The organism is Rhodoferax sp. GW821-FHT10B06 (assembly GCF_059415605.1).
Genome location: NZ_JBWKNO010000002.1, coordinates 177,978 through 193,760, shown reverse-complemented (window position 1 = coordinate 193,760; position 15,783 = coordinate 177,978). Strand labels below are relative to the sequence as shown.

Annotated in this window: 17 protein-coding genes; 11 read left to right on the top strand and 6 right to left on the bottom strand. The window is 59.0% G+C overall.

Annotated elements, in window-relative coordinates; translation table 11 throughout:
* Window positions 1-87 precede the first annotated feature (87 nt).
* The gene (locus AC07O2_RS03705) at window positions 88-1,089 is read left to right on the top strand and encodes an extracellular solute-binding protein (RefSeq protein WP_495074392.1); all 1,002 of its coding nucleotides are present in this window, start codon (window positions 88-90) and stop codon (window positions 1,087-1,089) included.
* Window positions 1,086-2,801, top strand: a complete 1,716-nt coding sequence (locus AC07O2_RS03700; RefSeq protein WP_495074391.1) for a diguanylate cyclase domain-containing protein — start codon at window positions 1,086-1,088, stop codon at window positions 2,799-2,801. Before AC07O2_RS03705 ends, AC07O2_RS03700 begins: the two co-directional genes overlap by 4 nt.
* Here the strand turns inward: AC07O2_RS03700 and AC07O2_RS03695 are convergent.
* Window positions 2,781-3,701 (bottom strand): LysR family transcriptional regulator, encoded by a 921-nt coding sequence (locus AC07O2_RS03695; RefSeq protein WP_495074390.1) that lies wholly within the window; start codon window positions 3,699-3,701, stop codon window positions 2,781-2,783. The two genes, AC07O2_RS03700 and AC07O2_RS03695, sit on opposite strands and share 21 nt — an antisense overlap.
* A 103-nt stretch (window positions 3,702-3,804) precedes the next feature.
* On the opposite strand from AC07O2_RS03695, the gene AC07O2_RS03690 reads away from it, so the two are divergent.
* Window positions 3,805-4,827, top strand: a complete 1,023-nt coding sequence (locus AC07O2_RS03690) for a zinc-binding alcohol dehydrogenase family protein (protein ID WP_495074389.1) — start codon at window positions 3,805-3,807, stop codon at window positions 4,825-4,827.
* A gap of 260 nt (window positions 4,828-5,087) precedes the next feature.
* A complete protein-coding gene (locus AC07O2_RS03685; RefSeq protein ID WP_495074388.1) occupies window positions 5,088-5,330 on the top strand; it encodes a hypothetical protein in 243 nt (80 codons plus the stop codon).
* Between the two features lie 99 nt (window positions 5,331-5,429).
* Here the strand turns inward: AC07O2_RS03685 and AC07O2_RS03680 are convergent, their stop codons facing one another.
* The 5 genes from AC07O2_RS03680 to galM all read right to left on the bottom strand — a co-directional run bounded on the left by AC07O2_RS03680 (window position 5,430) and on the right by galM (window position 8,777).
* Entirely contained in the window at window positions 5,430-6,200 is a 771-nt protein-coding gene (locus AC07O2_RS03680; protein ID WP_495074387.1) for an exodeoxyribonuclease III, read from the bottom strand.
* Window positions 6,201-6,352: 152 nt separating this feature from the next.
* Window positions 6,353-6,568 carry a CsbD family protein gene (locus AC07O2_RS03675; RefSeq protein ID WP_495074386.1) on the bottom strand — a complete coding sequence of 72 codons (216 nt, stop codon included), beginning with the start codon at window positions 6,566-6,568 and terminating at the stop codon, window positions 6,353-6,355.
* 45 nt (window positions 6,569-6,613) lie between these two features.
* Window positions 6,614-6,934 carry a BON domain-containing protein gene (locus AC07O2_RS03670; protein WP_495074385.1) on the bottom strand — a complete coding sequence of 107 codons (321 nt, stop codon included), beginning with the start codon at window positions 6,932-6,934 and terminating at the stop codon, window positions 6,614-6,616.
* A gap of 92 nt (window positions 6,935-7,026) precedes the next feature.
* Window positions 7,027-7,539, bottom strand: coding sequence for a ferritin-like domain-containing protein (locus AC07O2_RS03665; protein WP_495074717.1), 513 nt, complete (start codon window positions 7,537-7,539; stop codon window positions 7,027-7,029).
* A 218-nt stretch (window positions 7,540-7,757) separates the two neighbouring features.
* Window positions 7,758-8,777, bottom strand: a complete 1,020-nt coding sequence (gene galM, locus AC07O2_RS03660) for a galactose-1-epimerase (protein ID WP_495074384.1) — start codon at window positions 8,775-8,777, stop codon at window positions 7,758-7,760.
* 139 nt (window positions 8,778-8,916) lie between these two features.
* On the opposite strand from galM, the gene AC07O2_RS03655 reads away from it, so the two are divergent.
* From AC07O2_RS03655 to rplT, 7 genes are all read left to right on the top strand, one after another.
* The gene (locus AC07O2_RS03655) at window positions 8,917-9,957 is read left to right on the top strand and encodes a UDP-glucose--hexose-1-phosphate uridylyltransferase (RefSeq protein WP_495074383.1); all 1,041 of its coding nucleotides are present in this window, start codon (window positions 8,917-8,919) and stop codon (window positions 9,955-9,957) included.
* The gene (gene galK / locus AC07O2_RS03650) at window positions 9,954-11,114 is read left to right on the top strand and encodes a galactokinase (protein WP_495074382.1); all 1,161 of its coding nucleotides are present in this window, start codon (window positions 9,954-9,956) and stop codon (window positions 11,112-11,114) included. The genes AC07O2_RS03655 and galK overlap by 4 nt, the downstream gene beginning before the upstream one ends.
* A gap of 11 nt (window positions 11,115-11,125) precedes the next feature.
* The gene (gene mgrA, locus AC07O2_RS03645; RefSeq protein WP_495074381.1) at window positions 11,126-12,130 is read left to right on the top strand and encodes an L-glyceraldehyde 3-phosphate reductase; all 1,005 of its coding nucleotides are present in this window, start codon (window positions 11,126-11,128) and stop codon (window positions 12,128-12,130) included.
* A 264-nt stretch (window positions 12,131-12,394) separates the two neighbouring features.
* A complete protein-coding gene (thrS, locus tag AC07O2_RS03640) occupies window positions 12,395-14,302 on the top strand; it encodes a threonine--tRNA ligase (RefSeq protein WP_495074380.1) in 1,908 nt (635 codons plus the stop codon).
* A gap of 76 nt (window positions 14,303-14,378) precedes the next feature.
* Window positions 14,379-14,993 carry a translation initiation factor IF-3 gene (gene infC / locus AC07O2_RS03635; protein ID WP_495074716.1) on the top strand — a complete coding sequence of 205 codons (615 nt, stop codon included), beginning with the start codon at window positions 14,379-14,381 and terminating at the stop codon, window positions 14,991-14,993.
* Window positions 14,994-15,179: 186 nt separating this feature from the next.
* Window positions 15,180-15,383, top strand: coding sequence for a 50S ribosomal protein L35 (gene rpmI / locus AC07O2_RS03630; protein ID WP_092758776.1), 204 nt, complete (start codon window positions 15,180-15,182; stop codon window positions 15,381-15,383).
* Between the two features lie 26 nt (window positions 15,384-15,409).
* A complete protein-coding gene (gene rplT, locus AC07O2_RS03625) occupies window positions 15,410-15,769 on the top strand; it encodes a 50S ribosomal protein L20 (RefSeq protein ID WP_092758774.1) in 360 nt (119 codons plus the stop codon).
* Window positions 15,770-15,783 lie beyond the last annotated feature (14 nt).

Below are 15,783 nucleotides of genomic sequence, written 5' to 3'. Positions count from 1 at the left end.
TGGACTGAGGGTCATACGCTAGGTAACATCCGTTTACATATGAACTGGGCCTCTTTCAAACGCCGTAATTTCTGTCTGACGCTTGCAATGCTGCTTCCGGTGGTGTCACGTGCAGACCACACTTTGCGCGTACTGGCCTGGCCCGGTTATGCCGACCCGGACATCGTCAAACAGTTCGAGCAGCGCGCCCAGGTGCGGGTCGAGGTGACCACCATTGACTCCGATGCGGACATGTGGCAAAAGATCCGCACCAACAACGCGCAGGACTTTGACCTGTTCGCCGTCAATACGGCCGAGCTGCAGCGATACATCAAGCAGGATCTGGTATTGCCCATCCCCCTGCAGGACGTTCCTAATCTGTCGCGCCAGCTGACGCGCTTTCGTAACCAGGATGCCATACCCGGCCTGCGGCGCAACGGCAATACCTATGCCATTCCGTATACCTATGCGGAGATGGGCTTGATTTACGACCGCAAGCAGATGCCGCAGCCACCGGATTCGCTGACTGCACTGTGGGATACGCGCTGGAAGGGCAAGGTCGTGGGCTACAACGGCGGTGCGCACAGCTTTTCTCTGGCAGCGCAGATGCTGCGCCTGAAGTCGCCATTCCAGATTGATGACAAAAGCTGGGGACCGGCGGTAGAGCAATTGGTGGCTCTGCGCCGCAATGCAGCGGGCTTTTATACCCAGCCTGAGGAGGCCATGGCGCTGTTCAAGGCGCGCAAAGCCGCCTTGCTGTTCGCCAACTTTGGCCACCAGCAGCTGCAGCTAATGCAAAAGGCCGGCATGGACGTGGGTTACGTTATTCCCAAAGAGGGGGCCCTGGCCTGGCTGGACTGCTGGGCCGTGACCCGCGGCGCTCGCAACCCGGCGCTGGCGGCTGCCTGGATCAACTACATGCTGGAGCCCGAGCCTGGCCAGGCCCTGGTCAGTCGGCAAGGCCTGGCCAATACCACCACGGCCTCTGCCGGCGAGCGTGCCGAAGACCGCCTGGTATGGCTGGAGCCGGTCGAGAGCGAGGAGCGGCGGGATCTGCTATGGACCCGCATCATGGCGGGCGACCGCATCAGCAAGGTGTTGGCTCCATGAGGTTTGGCATCGCCGCCAAGCTGGCCCTGCTGTTGGCGTTGGTGGGTTTCTTGGCGGCGGGTGTGACTGGTTTCTACGCCTACCGAGCCAGCCGCGACCTGCTGGTGGATGCGGCCCAGAACAAGCTGCTGACGGCCACCCAGGTGCTGGCGCGCCGCATCACCCTCACACGTCAGGAGATTTCACGCACCCTGGAGGTGTTGGCCCACCACCCGGCTGCGGTGTCCACCCTGCAGCACCCGGATACGGCGCTGGAGGACCAGCTCGCCACCCTGTTCCAGTTGCAGATGCAGGCCAATCCGGCCTACAGCCAACTACGGCTGATTTCTGCCAGCGACTTTGGCTTGGAGCGTGTGCGGGTAGATCGCAACAACGGCACGGTGGCGCGGGTGCAGGGCGACAACCTGCAGGAAAAGGGCCACTACACCTATGTTGCAGAGACGTTGAAGCTGCCGGCGGGCTCCACCTATCTGTCGCCTATCACCATCAACCGCGAAGCCGGCAGCGATGCCGGGCGGGACCTACCCATGCTGCAACAGGCCATGCCGGTGGTGGATGCAGAAGGGAACGCCGTGGGCGTGGTGGTGGTGAATGTGGATTTGAACGGCATGTTCGCCCTGCTGTCGGCGGATCTGCCAGCGGCCTACAAGGTGTTTCTGGCAAACAGCGAGGGTGATATCCTGGTCCACCCAGACAGCAGCAAGACTTTTGGCTTCGAGCGCGGCCGGCGCACGCTGGTACAGGACGAGTTCTTGCCAACCCGGACCGTTGTGCAACGCGAGCAGGAACACGTGGTGTTCGAGGATCGTGGCGGCGACTATGCGGGGGCGCCAGTGGTGGCCGCGTTCATCTCCCAGTCCACCCGGCTCTCGGCCAATGAGAGCCGGCTTATCCTGGGCTTGGCCCAGCCGCTGGAGCAGGTACTGGCGCAGTCGCAGCAGCTGGGCTCCACCGTGGTGAAGATCGTGGTGGGTTTGTGCCTGGCCTGCCTGTTGCTGGCGATTGTGCTGGCCCGTATCTGGACGCGGCCCATCAACCATATGACGGTGGCTGCGCAACGCATTGCCAACGGCCTGCCGCCGGAAAAGCTGCCCCTGCAAAGCCGTGACGAGATCGGTCTGCTGGCGCGTAGCTTCCACAAGATGCATACCCAGATCACCCAGCAGCTGGCGGACCTGAAGGACAACCAGGAAGAGCTGGAGCATCTGGCCCAGCATGACATGCTGACCGGCCTGCCAAACCGGCGTCTGTTCCAGGAGCGGCTGGAGCAGGCCCTGGCCCATGCCCGCCGTTACCAGCAGCAGGTGTGCCTGTTCTTCATCGATCTGGATGCGTTCAAGGCCGTCAACGATCGCCACGGCCATGAAGCCGGTGACGTGGTGCTGGTGAACCTGGCGCAGCGCATGCTTTCCCTGGTGCGTGAAGTGGACACCGTGGCCCGCCTGGGCGGCGATGAATTCGTGGTGTTGCTAGGCGCTGCCGTGCCCGATGAAGGCCTGATCGCCATCGCCGAAAAGTTGCTGAACGGCATCAAGCAGCCCATGACGGTGCGCGGCAAGGTGCTGCAGCTGACGGCCAGTATCGGCATCAGCCGTTACCCGCAAGACGGGCAGACGGCCGGCGAGCTGTTGTCCAGTGCAGACAAAGCCATGTACGAGGTCAAGGGTTCCGGGCGGAACAGCTTCCACCAGTCATCCATCCTGCCCCTTTGATTCCGTGGGCAGTGCAGCGCACTGGACTGCGACAAACTCGCGCAGCAGGCGCAGGGCCGGGGTGAGCTGGCGTCGGTCGGGCAGCACCATGTACAGGGGGGCGGCCTCGGTATCCCAGTCGGTACACAGAGCCTGCAGCGTGCCGTCTGCCAGTGCCAGGGCCATGTCCAGGCGGGACTTGTAGGCAATACCGCGCCCGGCAATGGCCCAGCGGCGCACCAGATCTCCATCGTTGGCCACATGGCCGCCGCCGACCCGTACCGTGGTGGGATGGCCGTTGTGGCTGAACTCCCAGCGGTCGTTCACGTCTTCACCCAGCAAAAAGCACAGGCAGTCGTGCTGGGCCAGGTCGGCTGGCGTGGTGGGTGTGCCGTGCCGTTGTAGGTAGGCCGGCGAGGCGCACAGTACGCGCCGGTTGTCCAGGGCGACGGGTAGAGCCACGAGGCTGGAGTCGGGTGGCTCGCCGTAGCGGAAGGCCGCGTCCACCGGTTCGCTGAAGATGTTTGCCATGCGGTCGGATACCTGCAAGCGAAAGCGCACCTGCGGGTGCTGGTCCTGGAAGGCATCCAGCCAGGGCAGTAGCAGGTTGCGTCCCAGATCGGACGCAACGGCCAGGCGCAGCATGCCCTGTACCTGCTGGCGGCCCGTGGCCAGGGTCTGCTGGCCTTCACGCAAGGTGTTCAATGCCAGGCGGCAGTGCTCCAGGAAAACCGCGCCCTCGGGCGTTAGGCGCAGGCTGCGCGTGGAGCGCACCAGGAGTGCCGTCTGCAGCTCGGCCTCCAGCCGCTGCAGGGCCGCACTGGCAGCTGCGGGGGTGATATCCAGAGCCCGGGCGGCGGCGGACATGCTTCCCGCATCCACGGTGCGCACAAAGATGTCCAGGTCTTGCAAGGCTTTCATTTGCAAATTTTATTTGAAACTGAATTCAATCAATGGGCTATTTATCTGCAATTTAAGAAAGATGAAGATACGTCCCGTACCAAACATCTTTGAAGGAATCTCCATGCGCGCCATAGGCTACCAACGTCCCCAAGCTATTTCTGAACCCAGTGCCTTGCTGGACATTGAGTTACCCGAGCCACAGGCCCAGGGGCGTGACCTGCTGGTCGAGGTGCAGGCGGTATCCGTCAACCCGGTGGACGCCAAGGTTCGCGCCTCTGCAGCGCCAGCGGAAGGACAGAGCCACAAGGTGCTGGGCTGGGACGCCAGCGGCATCGTGCGTGCGGTAGGGCCGGAGGTGCTGCTGTTCCAGCCCGGCGACCGCGTGTACTACGCCGGCTCCATCACCCGACCCGGCAGCAATAGCCAGCTGCACCTGGTGGACGAGCGCATTGCGGGTCATATGCCCACAACACTGGGCTTTGCCGAGGCCGCCGCCTTGCCCCTGACCAGCATCACCGCCTGGGAGTTGTTGTTTGACCGCCTAGCCATCCCGCAAGGGGCGCAGGCCCAACCCAAGTCGCTGCTGGTGATTGGAGCGGCCGGTGGCGTGGGCTCCATCCTGGTCCAGCTGGCGCGGCGCCTGACCGGGCTGACCATCGTGGGCACGGCCTCGCGGCCCGAAACCCAGGCCTGGGTGCAGCAGCTGGGCGCCCACCATGTGATCGACCACAGCCAGCCCCTGGCGCCGCAGCTGCAGCGCATTGGTTTGCCTCAGGTGGATTACATCGCCAGCCTGACCCATACCTGCGACTACCTGGCGCAGATACAGGAGGTGATTGCTCCACAAGGCAAGCTCGGCCTGATCGACGATCTGCCGGTGCTGGACGTGGCGCCATTCAAGCGCAAAGCCGTGTCGGTGCACTGGGAGATGATGTTCACCCGCCCCATGTTCGGCACGCCCGATATCCAGGCCCAGCACGAGCTGCTGGAGGCGGTGGCACAGCTGGTCGATGCGGGTCAGGTTCGCACCACATTGGCGGAGCACTTTGGCGGCATCAATGCCCACAACCTGCGGCGTGCCCACGCACTGATCGAGTCCGGCCAGGCGCGTGGCAAGGTGGTGCTGGAAGGTTGGGGCAGCTGATCTGACTGCCGAGTCGGGGCATATTTGGAAGTGTGCGCAGATGTATCTCATGCATCTGCTCTGTTACTTTTTTGATAGCGTTCTGTGCAGGTGTTTTGTGCGCTGCAGGGCGATGGGGCTTAAATGGGCTGCGTGTATAAAGAAATGTATATGTGGTCAACGGGCTGGATTCGTTCGCGTTGTAGGTACAGGTCTGAACGCAATTCGGACTTGCTCGACGAAGTCGGAGCCCATGCGACTATTGTTTTAGGAACCCTGTAATGACCACGATCAAATCTCTCTTCGCTGCCGCCCTGATTTCTACGGTTGCTGCTGCCTCGTTTGCCCAGGCGCCAGCTGCTCCTGCCAAGGATGCAGCTCCTGCTGCTGCCGCAGCAGCACCTGCAGATGCCGCATCCAAGCCCATGAAGAAGCACACCAAGAAGCACGTGAAGAAGGCTGAAAAGGCTGCTGCAGCGACCCCTGCCACACCAGCAGCACCAGCTGCCTCCGCCGCCAAGTAAGCGCATCCGCCATTGCAAAAGGGGGCTGAAGAAATTCAGCCCCCTTTTTGTTTTATAGGCTTACGGCGCAGGAGATACCTGCGCGTGAAGCTCCTGAATTTATAGCGTGTCGATTGTTACCACGACGGGTGCATGGTCGCTGGGGCGTTCGTTCTTGCGCGGCACTTTGTCGATCACGCAGGCGCTGACGAGCGGTTTGAGCGCGGGGCTGACCAGGATGTGGTCGATGCGCATGCCCCTGTTGCGGCGAAAGCCGAAGTCGCGGTAGTCCCACCACGAGTAGCTCTTCTCGGGCTGCGGGAACATGCGGTGCGAATCGGTCAGACCCAGCGCTACCAGGGCTTGCAGGTGGTAGCGTTCTTCGTCGGTGCAGTGGATGGTGTCCTTCAGGCCCACTGGGTCCCAGACGTCAGCATCGTCGAAGGTGATGTTGTAGTCGCCCATCAGCACCAGCTGCGGGTGTGTCAGCAGTTCGGTCTTGATCCAGTCGCGCAAGGCCTTCAGCCAGTGCATCTTGTAGTCGAACTTGTCGGTGCCCGGCGCCTGGCCATTGGGAAAATAGGCGCCGATGACGCGCACCCCGTTTACCGTACCGGTGATGACGCGCGATAGCTCATCGCTGAAGCCCGGGATGTTTTTTACGACATCGGTCGCTGGCGTTTTGCTCAGCAGAGCCACGCCGTTATAGGTCTTCTGGCCAAACCATTGCGCCTGGTAGCCGGCTTCGGCAAAGACCGTATGCGGGAATTTGTCGTCGGTTATTTTGGTTTCCTGCAATACCAGTACATCGACCGGGTTGGCGGTCAGCCAGTCAAGGACCTGGGGCAGGCGCACGGTGAGAGAGTTGACGTTCCAGGTGGCGAATTGCATGGCTTGGCAGGGAAGAAGAACAGGGCCTGAATCTTATTCTGTCTTGCGCCATGCAAAGTGCTGTGCTCCATGAAAAGCGCCCCGGGACGCAAGCGACCAGGGGCGTTGAAAGGTTGCGGCCTTAGCAGGCATACAACCGAGGGCACAGGAAACTATTTGAACCAGGAATCATTGGCCTGCTTTTCCCAGGCTGAAAGCTGCTTCTCTGCTTCGTCTTTGGCAACGCCATAGCGTTCTTGGATCTTGCCGGCCAGTTGGTCACGTTTGCCCGCGATGACCCTCAGGTCGTCATCGGTCAGCTTGCCCCATTGCTCTTTTACCTTGCCGGTGGCTTGTTTCCAATTGCCTTCGATACGGTCCCAGTTCATAGCAGTTCCTTTCAGGATAGTTGGGGATTCAGGCAGTGGCTGGGCTTAGGGGCGCACAGCGACTTCGTTTTTCACGGCCTTCACGCCGCTGACGCTACGAGCAATACTTTCCGCAGCAGTCTTTTCACGCAAGCTCTTCGCGAAGCCGGAGAGCATCACGGTGCCGTTCAGTGTTTCGACACTGATGGCGCTTGCGTCCACATCTTTGTTTTCTACAAAGCGGGCCTTGATGCCGGTCGTGATGGATGCATCATCGACATAGGCGCCTACGGTTTGTTGGCCACGGCTGACGGCGCATCCGCCCATGGTGAGCAGGGCTGCGGCGGCAACGGTGGTGGCGATAGTGGTACGTAAGTTGAAGTACATGGTGAAGCTCCTGTGGTGAATAAATTGGTTGGAATCAACCGGGGGATCGTGACGATTGCTCTTCCACCCGAGGGTGGATGCGCTCTGCTCGGTTAGGCGCCGAGCCAGTCCTTGAGTTCTTCGGCGTGCTCTTGCTCGTCGCTCAAGATATCTTCGATCAGGCGCCGGGTGGTGGAGTCTTTGTCTCCAATCATGGCGATGATTTGGCTATAGGCTTCAATGGCGACGCGCTCGGCAACCAGGTTGGCGCGGATCATGTCGCTCAGGTCCGAGGAGTCGTCGTAACCCGCATGGCTGCGTTGGCTGAGTGAATCGGGTGCGAAGTTTGGTTCTCCGCCCAGTTGCACGATGCGTTGGGCCAGGCGGTCAGCGTGTGCAGATTCTTCGTTGGCATGTACCAGGAATTCTTCTGCAATCTTGGCCGATGCCCGTCCCTGGGCTGTGAAATGGTGGCGCTTGTAGCGCAATACGCATACCAACTCAGTGGCCAGTGAGTCGTTCAGGAGCTGGATGATGTCTTCGCGCCACGGCCCATAGTGGGGCGTGATGGAGCCCTGGTCCAGGCTGTGTTTGGCGGCTTCCATGGCAACCGTATCGAGTTCCATGCGGCCAGGCACGGCTGCAACTGCATGGATGGTATTTGTCGATTTTTTCTGGTTGGCCATGAAAGTCCTTGGTTGTTCGTCTTGGCGGTTGGTGATGGCACCAAGCCGATGACTGAACTTTAAAACCAGGGACCATGGCCAACCATCGGTCTAGGCCGGCTGCCCGTGTAGGAAATTACCCCGCGATACTGTCGGACCTGCGGGGGCGAATGGGGCAATCAGCGGGCAGAGAATCGGTAGTGGATGCTGTGCCGATAGACCTGCCCAGGCAATAGCCAGCAAGAAGGCTGGGGCCACTCTGGGTGGTTTGGGCTGTCGGGCAGGAACTGCGGCTCCAGTGCGATGCCGGCACATGCGGCGTATGCGCCACCTTCCCGGGCCGGCACGCCGGTCAGAAACTGCCCGGCATACATCTGCAATGAGGGCAGGGTGGTGTGCACGCGCATGCTCAAAAGGCCGTCACTGGCCTGTAGTACGGCAGCTGGTTCCTGCATATGAGCGCATGCTGGATCGAGCAAAAACGCGTGGTCGTAGCCTGCGCCAGCTGCTTGCTGCTCATCCTTGAGCCAGTCCTGCGCCAGAGTTTTGGGCTGGCGAAAATCGAAACCGGTGTCTTGTACCGATGCCAGATGCCCGAGGGGAATCAACTCCTTGTCTACGGGCAGGTATTGGCTGGCAGCGATAGACAGCTTGTGCGCCCGCGCATCGCCAGGTGCGGCGTCCAGATTGAAATAGCTGTGATTGGTGAGGCACACTGGACTGGGCGCGGTGACACGTGCTTCGAACTCCATGTCGATGCCGAGGGACTCCGTCAGGCGTACGACGAGCTGTGTTTGCAGTTCACCAGGAAAGCCTTGGTCTCCATCGGAAGATTCCAGCGTGAAGCGCACCTCGGTGTCGCTGCTTGATGCAATTGTCCAGCGGCGCTTGTCAAAACCTTCCGGTCCACCGTGCAACTGGTGTGGAGACCCGGCATTCGGTGTGACGGGGGTGACTTGGCCCGCGTGGGTGATGCGGGCTTGGCCAAGACGATTGGCATACCGGCCAATCGTGGCGCCAAGATAGGCGGTTTGTTGTGCGTATGCTGCAGGACTGGGGCAGCCGAGCAAAACTTCGCGACGGGTCCCATTGGACAGTGGAACCTGGCAGGACAGCCAGGTTGCGCCCAGGTCCATGAGAGTCAGGCTCAGGCCGTCGCGGCTGCGGAGATGCAAAAGGGTAGGGGGGGTATCGTGCATGGTGTCTGATCATGCCACTGCCTCGTGCTGAACGCGTTTACCCTCAGATGGAGTGACGGTGCGGCGCGCTACACTGTGCACAGTATTGCATTTGTATGATGATTAATCGGCTCCGAGGCATTCTATTTCGTTTCATTCCATGTTTGATCGCAACGACCATTCCCACCGCCGCTATAACCCCTTGACTGACCAGTGGGTATTGGTGTCTCCACACCGATCCAAGCGACCTTGGCAGGGGCAGCAAGAGGCTCCCGATACGGCAGAGCGCCCGGCCTATGACGCTCAGTGCTATCTGTGTGCTGGCAATGCCCGCGTCACTGGCGAACACAATCCGGCCTATACGCATACCTATGTGTTCACCAACGATTACGCAGCGTTGATGCAAGAAGTACCCGATGCACCGCCAGCTACCGATGCGTTGTTCACGAGCATGTCGGCACGCGGGACCAGCCGTGTGATATGTTTTTCGCCCGACCACAGCAAGACCTTGCCCGAGCTGTCGCTGGAGGCAATAGGCCATGTCATTGGCACTTGGGCTGAACAGAGCGAAGACTTGGGGGCGACCTATCCCTGGGTGCAGGTGTTTGAAAACAAGGGCGCTGCCATGGGTTGCTCCAACCCGCATCCCCATGGGCAGGTGTGGGCCAGCAGCTTTTTACCCAACGAAGCCTTGAAGGAAGATACGCAGCAGCGGCACTACTTTGCGAAGCATGGACGGGCACTGCTATTGGACTATGCCGAGCGCGAAGCACAGCTGGGCGAGCGTACGGTGGTGCAAACCGAGCACTGGTTGGCCGTCGTGCCGTACTGGGCAACATGGCCGTTCGAGACGCTACTATTGCCGCGCTTTGAAGTGCAGCAACTGCCGCAACTGAATGCAGCCCATCGCCTAGACCTGGCCTTGGCTTTGAAAAAACTGACCAGCCGCTACGACAACTTGTTCCAATGCTCGTTTCCCTATTCCATGGGCTGGCACGGAGCACCGTTTGACGGCTCTGATGCCCGGCCATGGCAGCTGCACGCCCATTTTTATCCACCACTTTTGCGTTCGTCCTCTGTGCGCAAGTTCATGGTCGGCTATGAAATGCTGGCCGAGGCGCAGCGTGATCTCACACCTGAGCAAGCCGCAGAGAAACTGCGTGCCGTATCCGATACCCATTACTTGAGCAAGCAACCATGAATTCCGCCTTGATAGAGGCTGTGACAACAGCATTTGAAAGCAGCTTTGGCGCAACCCCAACACTGTTTGTGCAGGCGCCAGGACGCGTTAATTTGATCGGCGAGCATACCGATTACAACGACGGCTTCGTCTTGCCCTGTGCCATCAACCACGGTACGGTCATCGCCGCTACACCGCGCAACGACGGCCTGGTGCGTGTCGTGGCGGCAGACTATGGCAACGCAGTGGATCAGTTCCGTCTGGATGCACCCATCGTGCCGCATGCCACTGAGCTTTGGCCCAACTATGTGCGGGGCGTCGTCAAATACTTGCAGGAGCATGGATTGGCTTTGCAGGGAGCAGACTTGGCGCTGTCTGGGGATGTGCCCCAAGGCGCCGGACTGTCTTCATCTGCGTCGCTGGAGGTTGCCGTGGCCCAGGCGTTCAAGAGCCTGCAGGGCTGGACGGACTTGCAACCCACGGATATGGCTTTGATCGCCCAGCGCGCTGAAAATCGCTTTGTCGGTTGCAATTGCGGCATCATGGACCAGCTCATTTCAGCTCGCGGGCAGGCAGGCCATGCGCTGCTGATCGACTGCCGCTCGCTGGACGCCCGTGCTGTGCCCATGCCACCCGGCGTGGCGGTGATGATCGTCAATTCACGCGTGCAGCGCGGCCTGGTGGAGAGTGCCTACAACATCCGCCGTCAGCAATGCGAGGCCGCTGCTGCCCATTTTGGCGTGCCGGCGCTGCGCGATGCCACGCCCGAGATGCTTGATGCCCGCAGCGCCGGAATAGACTCCGTGGTGCTGCGCCGGGCTCGCCATATCGTGACCGAAAACCAGCGTACGCTGGACGCCTGCGAGGCCTTGTCACGTGGAGAGATGCAGCGTATGGGCGTGCTGATGGCCGAGTCGCATGCATCCATGCGTGATGATTTCGAGATCACAGTCCCTGCGATTGACCAACTTGTGCAGTTGCTACAAGACGCAATCGGTGCGCATGGCGGGGCGCGTATGACCGGTGGTGGCTTTGGCGGCTGTGTGGTGGCGCTATTGCCCGAGGCCATGGTGGCCCAGGTGCGAGCCGTGGTCGATGCGCACTACCGCTCTCCTAACGGATTGCCGGGAGACGTCTACGTGTGCTTGCCGAGTGCGGGCGCAGGTGCCATTGCTTAAAAATTTAAACCATGAGCCCTATCTACCAACCCAGCCCCCACCGCTATGAGCAAGTGCCTTATCGCCGTTGCGGCCGTAGTGGGCTCAAGTTGTCCGCTGTATCGCTGGGCTTGTGGCATAACTTTGGTGGCGTGGATGCCATGGACAATGCGCGCGCCATCGTCCGTTGTGCGTTTGACCATGGAATTACCCATTTCGATTTGGCGAACAACTACGGTCCCCCACCCGGCTCTGCGGAGGAGTGCTTTGGCCAGCTTTTGCGTAGCGATTTAGGGCGCTACCGCGATGAATTGGTGATCTCCACCAAGGCCGGCTATACCATGTGGCCGGGGCCCTACGGAGACTGGGGTTCGCGCAAATACCTGCTGGCCAGTCTGGACCAAAGCCTCAAGCGCATGGGACTGGACTATGTGGACATTTTCTACCACCACCGGCCCGATCCCGATACACCCCTGGAAGAGACCATGGGCGCGCTGGCCCATGCGGTACGCACTGGCAAGGCGCTGTATGTGGCCGTGTCCAATTACCCGGCGGAGCTGGCACGTCGCGCTGCTGGAATGTTGCGTGAGATGGGTGCGCCTTGTTTGATTCACCAGCCACGTTACAACATGTTCAACCGTGCGGTGGAAGAGGGGCTGCTGCAAACCCTGGATGCCGAAGGTGTTGGGTGCATCGCTTTTTCTCCGCTGGCGCAGGGACTGTTGACCGACAGATATCTGGATGGTGCAATTCCGGCGGATTCGCGGGCAGGTCGTTCGGGTGGATTTTTACGGCCAGAGCATTTGACGTCTGAGCGTTTGGCGCAGATTCGCCAGTTGCACCAACTCGCCCAGGAGCAAGGTCGTAGTTTGGCGCAACTGGCATTGGCTTGGGTGCTGCGCCATCCGGGTATGAGCTCGGTGCTGATCGGTGCAAGTCGTCCCGCCCAAATTCTGGACGCAGTGGCCGCAATGCAAAAGCCCAGCCTGGATGCGCAAGTTTTTCCGGCCATTGACCGCATTCTGGCAGGTGCCTAGCAGTAAGCGGTTTTGGCGGTCGCTGCCTTGTGGCAACGTATTCGATAGAATAAGATACGCGGCTTAATGTTTGTTGGCATACGCTCTTTGAAAGCATTCTCATGATGGCTCTGCGAACTACACCGGTAATTTTTAAAAGCCCCTAAAGGTCGTAGTCTGCGCGCCTTAGGCGTCGAAGAGCTATCAACATGAAAAAGCGCGGTCTGTGAACCGCGCTTTTTGCTTTCTGTGACTCCTGTTTCTCCGATTACCTATCCAATTCTTATGATCCAAATCACGCTCCCCGATGGCTCCGTCCGTGAGTTTCCTGGTCCGGTCACTGTGGCCGAAGTGGCTGCCTCCATCGGTACTGGTCTTGCCAAAGCGGCGTTGGCAGGCAAGATCAATGATCAGGTGGTAGACACCAGCTACCAAATCGTGGAAAACAGCCCTCTGGCGATCATCACGGCCAAGGATTCTGAGGGGCTGGAGGTGATTCGCCACTCCACAGCGCATTTGTTGGCGTATGCGGTGAAGGAGTTGTTCCCGGATGCGCAGGTCACGATTGGACCCGTGATTGAAAACGGCTTCTTTTATGACTTCTCTTACAAACGCCCGTTCACGCCCGACGACTTGGTAGCCATCGAGAAGAAAATGGCGGCTCTGGCGGCCAAGGACGAGCCAGTGGTGCGCCGCGTTTTGCCACGAGACGAGGCCGTGGCTTATTTCAAGGGCCTGGGCGAGCACTACAAGGCCGAAATTATTGCCAGCATTCCAGTAAACGAGGATGTGTCGCTGTACCGTGAAGGTGCGTTTGAAGATTTGTGCCGCGGCCCCCACGTGCCGAGTACGGGCAAGCTCAAGTTCTTCAAGCTGATGAAGCTGGCCGGTGCCTACTGGCGCGGTGACCACAACAATGAAATGCTGCAGCGCGTCTACGGTACGGCCTGGGCCACTAAGGACGAGCTGCAAAATTACCTGACGCAGCTAGAAGAAGCCGAAAAGCGTGACCACCGCAAGTTGGGCCGCGAGTTGGACCTGTTCCATATTGACGACCATGCGCCCGGCTTGGTGTTCTGGCATCCCAAGGGTTGGACTGTCTGGCAGGGCGTTGAGCAGTACATGCGCAAGGTTTACCAAGATAACGGTTACCAGGAGGTCAAGGGGCCACAGGTCATCGACAAGACGCTGTGGGAGAAGACCGGTCATTGGGACAAATACCGTGAAAACATGTTCACGACGGAATCAGAAAAGCGTGAATACGCGCTGAAGCCGATGAACTGCCCAGGTCATATCCTGATCTTCAAGCAAGGCATCAAGAGCTATCGTGACCTTCCGCTGCGTTTTGGCGAATTTGGTCAGTGCCACCGCAACGAGCCGTCGGGCGGCTTGCACGGCATCATGCGCGTACGCGGGTTTACGCAGGATGACGGTCATATCTTTTGTACCGAAGACCAGATTCAGGCCGAGTGCGTGGCCTTCACGACGCTGCTGCAAAAGGTCTACAAGGATTTTGGTTTCACCGACATCATTTACAAGCTGGCGACTCGACCCGAGAAGCGTATTGGCTCCGAAGAAAGTTGGGACAAGGCCGAGAACGCCTTGATGGCCGGCTTGCGTGCGTCAGGTTGTGACTTCCAGATTTCGGCGGGCGAAGGTGCGTTCTATGGTCCTAAGATCGAATACACGCTGAAGGATGCGATTGGCCGCGAATGGCAGTGCGGCACGATGCAGGTGGATCCCAATATGCCTGAGCGTCTGGATGCCGAGTACGTGGGCGAAGATGGCGCGCGCCACCGCCCCGTGATGCTGCACCGTGCGATCGTGGGTAGTCTGGAGCGTTTCATCGGAATTTTGATCGAACAGCATGCCGGAGCGTTGCCAACATGGCTGGCGCCGATCCAGGTTTCCATTCTGAATATCACGGAGTCTCAGGATGAATACTGTCGTGAAATTGCCAAAATGCTGCAGAATCAAGGGCTTAGGGTTCAACTGGATCTGCGTAACGAAAAAATTACGCGTAAAATACGCGAGCATTCGATGCAAAAGCTTCCCTATATCCTAGTGATAGGAGACAAGGAGAAAGAAGCTGGTTCCGTTGCAGTGCGCGCCCGGGGCAATATTGACCTCGGAGTCATGTCTCTCCAGGACTTCCTGTCCAAAGTGGCAGATGACATAGCCTCTAAAGTTTAGTTTTAATAGAACGCAGCTTTAGCGCCCGCGCTGATTGCGGTTGTCGCTATAATATTTATAGCATTGATTTTGAAGGATTAAAGCCATCGCTACTGAATTTCGTGACCGCCGTCACCGCGAAGAACGCAAGCACCGTCTCAACCGTGAAATCATGGCGCCGGAAGTACGACTCTCCGGTCCAGACAACGAGCCATTGGGTATTGTTAGTCTGATGGAGGCTTTGCGCCTTGCCGGTGAGTACGACGTCGACTTGGTTGAAATTGTTGCTACAGCGAATCCACCGGTGTGCCGGTTGATGGACTATGGCAAGTTCAAGTACCAGGAGCAGAAAAAGGCGGCAGACGCGAAGTCCAAGCAAACGGTTATCGAGATCAAGGAAGTCAAGTTCCGTCCCGGTACCGATGATGGCGACTACAACATCAAGCTACGCAATATCAAGCGTTTTCTGGCCGATGGCGACAAGTGCAAGATCACTTTGCGTTTTCGGGGGCGAGAAATCACCCACCAGGAAATCGGTATGGCTTTATTGCAACGTATTCGCACGGATTTGCAGGACTTGATCATCGTTGAGCAATTCCCCAAGTTGGAAGGCCGCCAGATGATCATGATGATCGCTCCAGGTAAGAAAAAACCTGGTTCTAGCAAGCCAGCGGCGGAGGCTGCAACTGCTCCGGCAGCAGCGGCATCTTAAAGATTCGGTTTGCAGGTTTACCTGTAGGCTGTTTGCAAGGAGGGTAACCTCTTTGTCCAAAACGGTGGTTTTTCCATCGTTTTGAAAAGCGAAAGGTGGAAGCTTTTCGCTAAGAAGTGGCTCGGGGCCAACAAGTCTGGGATCGGTTCCCAGCGCCTCACGAGCACAATGAAAAGGAGCATTTAAATGCCCAAAATGAAGACCAAGAGCGCGGCCAAGAAACGGTTCCGCGTTCGTCCAGGTGGCACCGTCAAGCGCGGTCACGCCTTCAAACGTCACATCTTGACCAAGAAGACCACCAAAAATAAACGCCAATTGCGTGGTACTGCAACCGTGCATGAGACCAATATGGGTCACATGGCACAGATGCTGCCAGGCCGTGGCATTTAATTTAACGACGAACAAGGAGTAAATACATGCCTCGCGTCAAACGTGGTGTAACGGCTCGCGCCCGCCACAAAAAAGTTCTCGCCCTTGCAAAAGGTTTCCGCGGTCGCCGCGGTAATGTTTACCGCATCGCCAAAGAAGCGGTAATGAAGGCTGGGCAATATGCCTACCGTGACCGTCGTACCCGCAAGCGGGTGTTCCGTCAGCTGTGGATTGCCCGTATCAACGCCGCTGCGCGTGAATGCGGTCTGACCTACAGCCAGTTCGCCAATGGCCTGAAGAAGGCTGCCATCGAGATCGACCGCAAAGTGCTGTCCGATATCGCTGTGCACGACAAGGCGGCTTTTGCCAGCATCGTGGAGCAAGTCAAGGCCCGTCTGGCTGCTTGATTCCCCACGCTGGG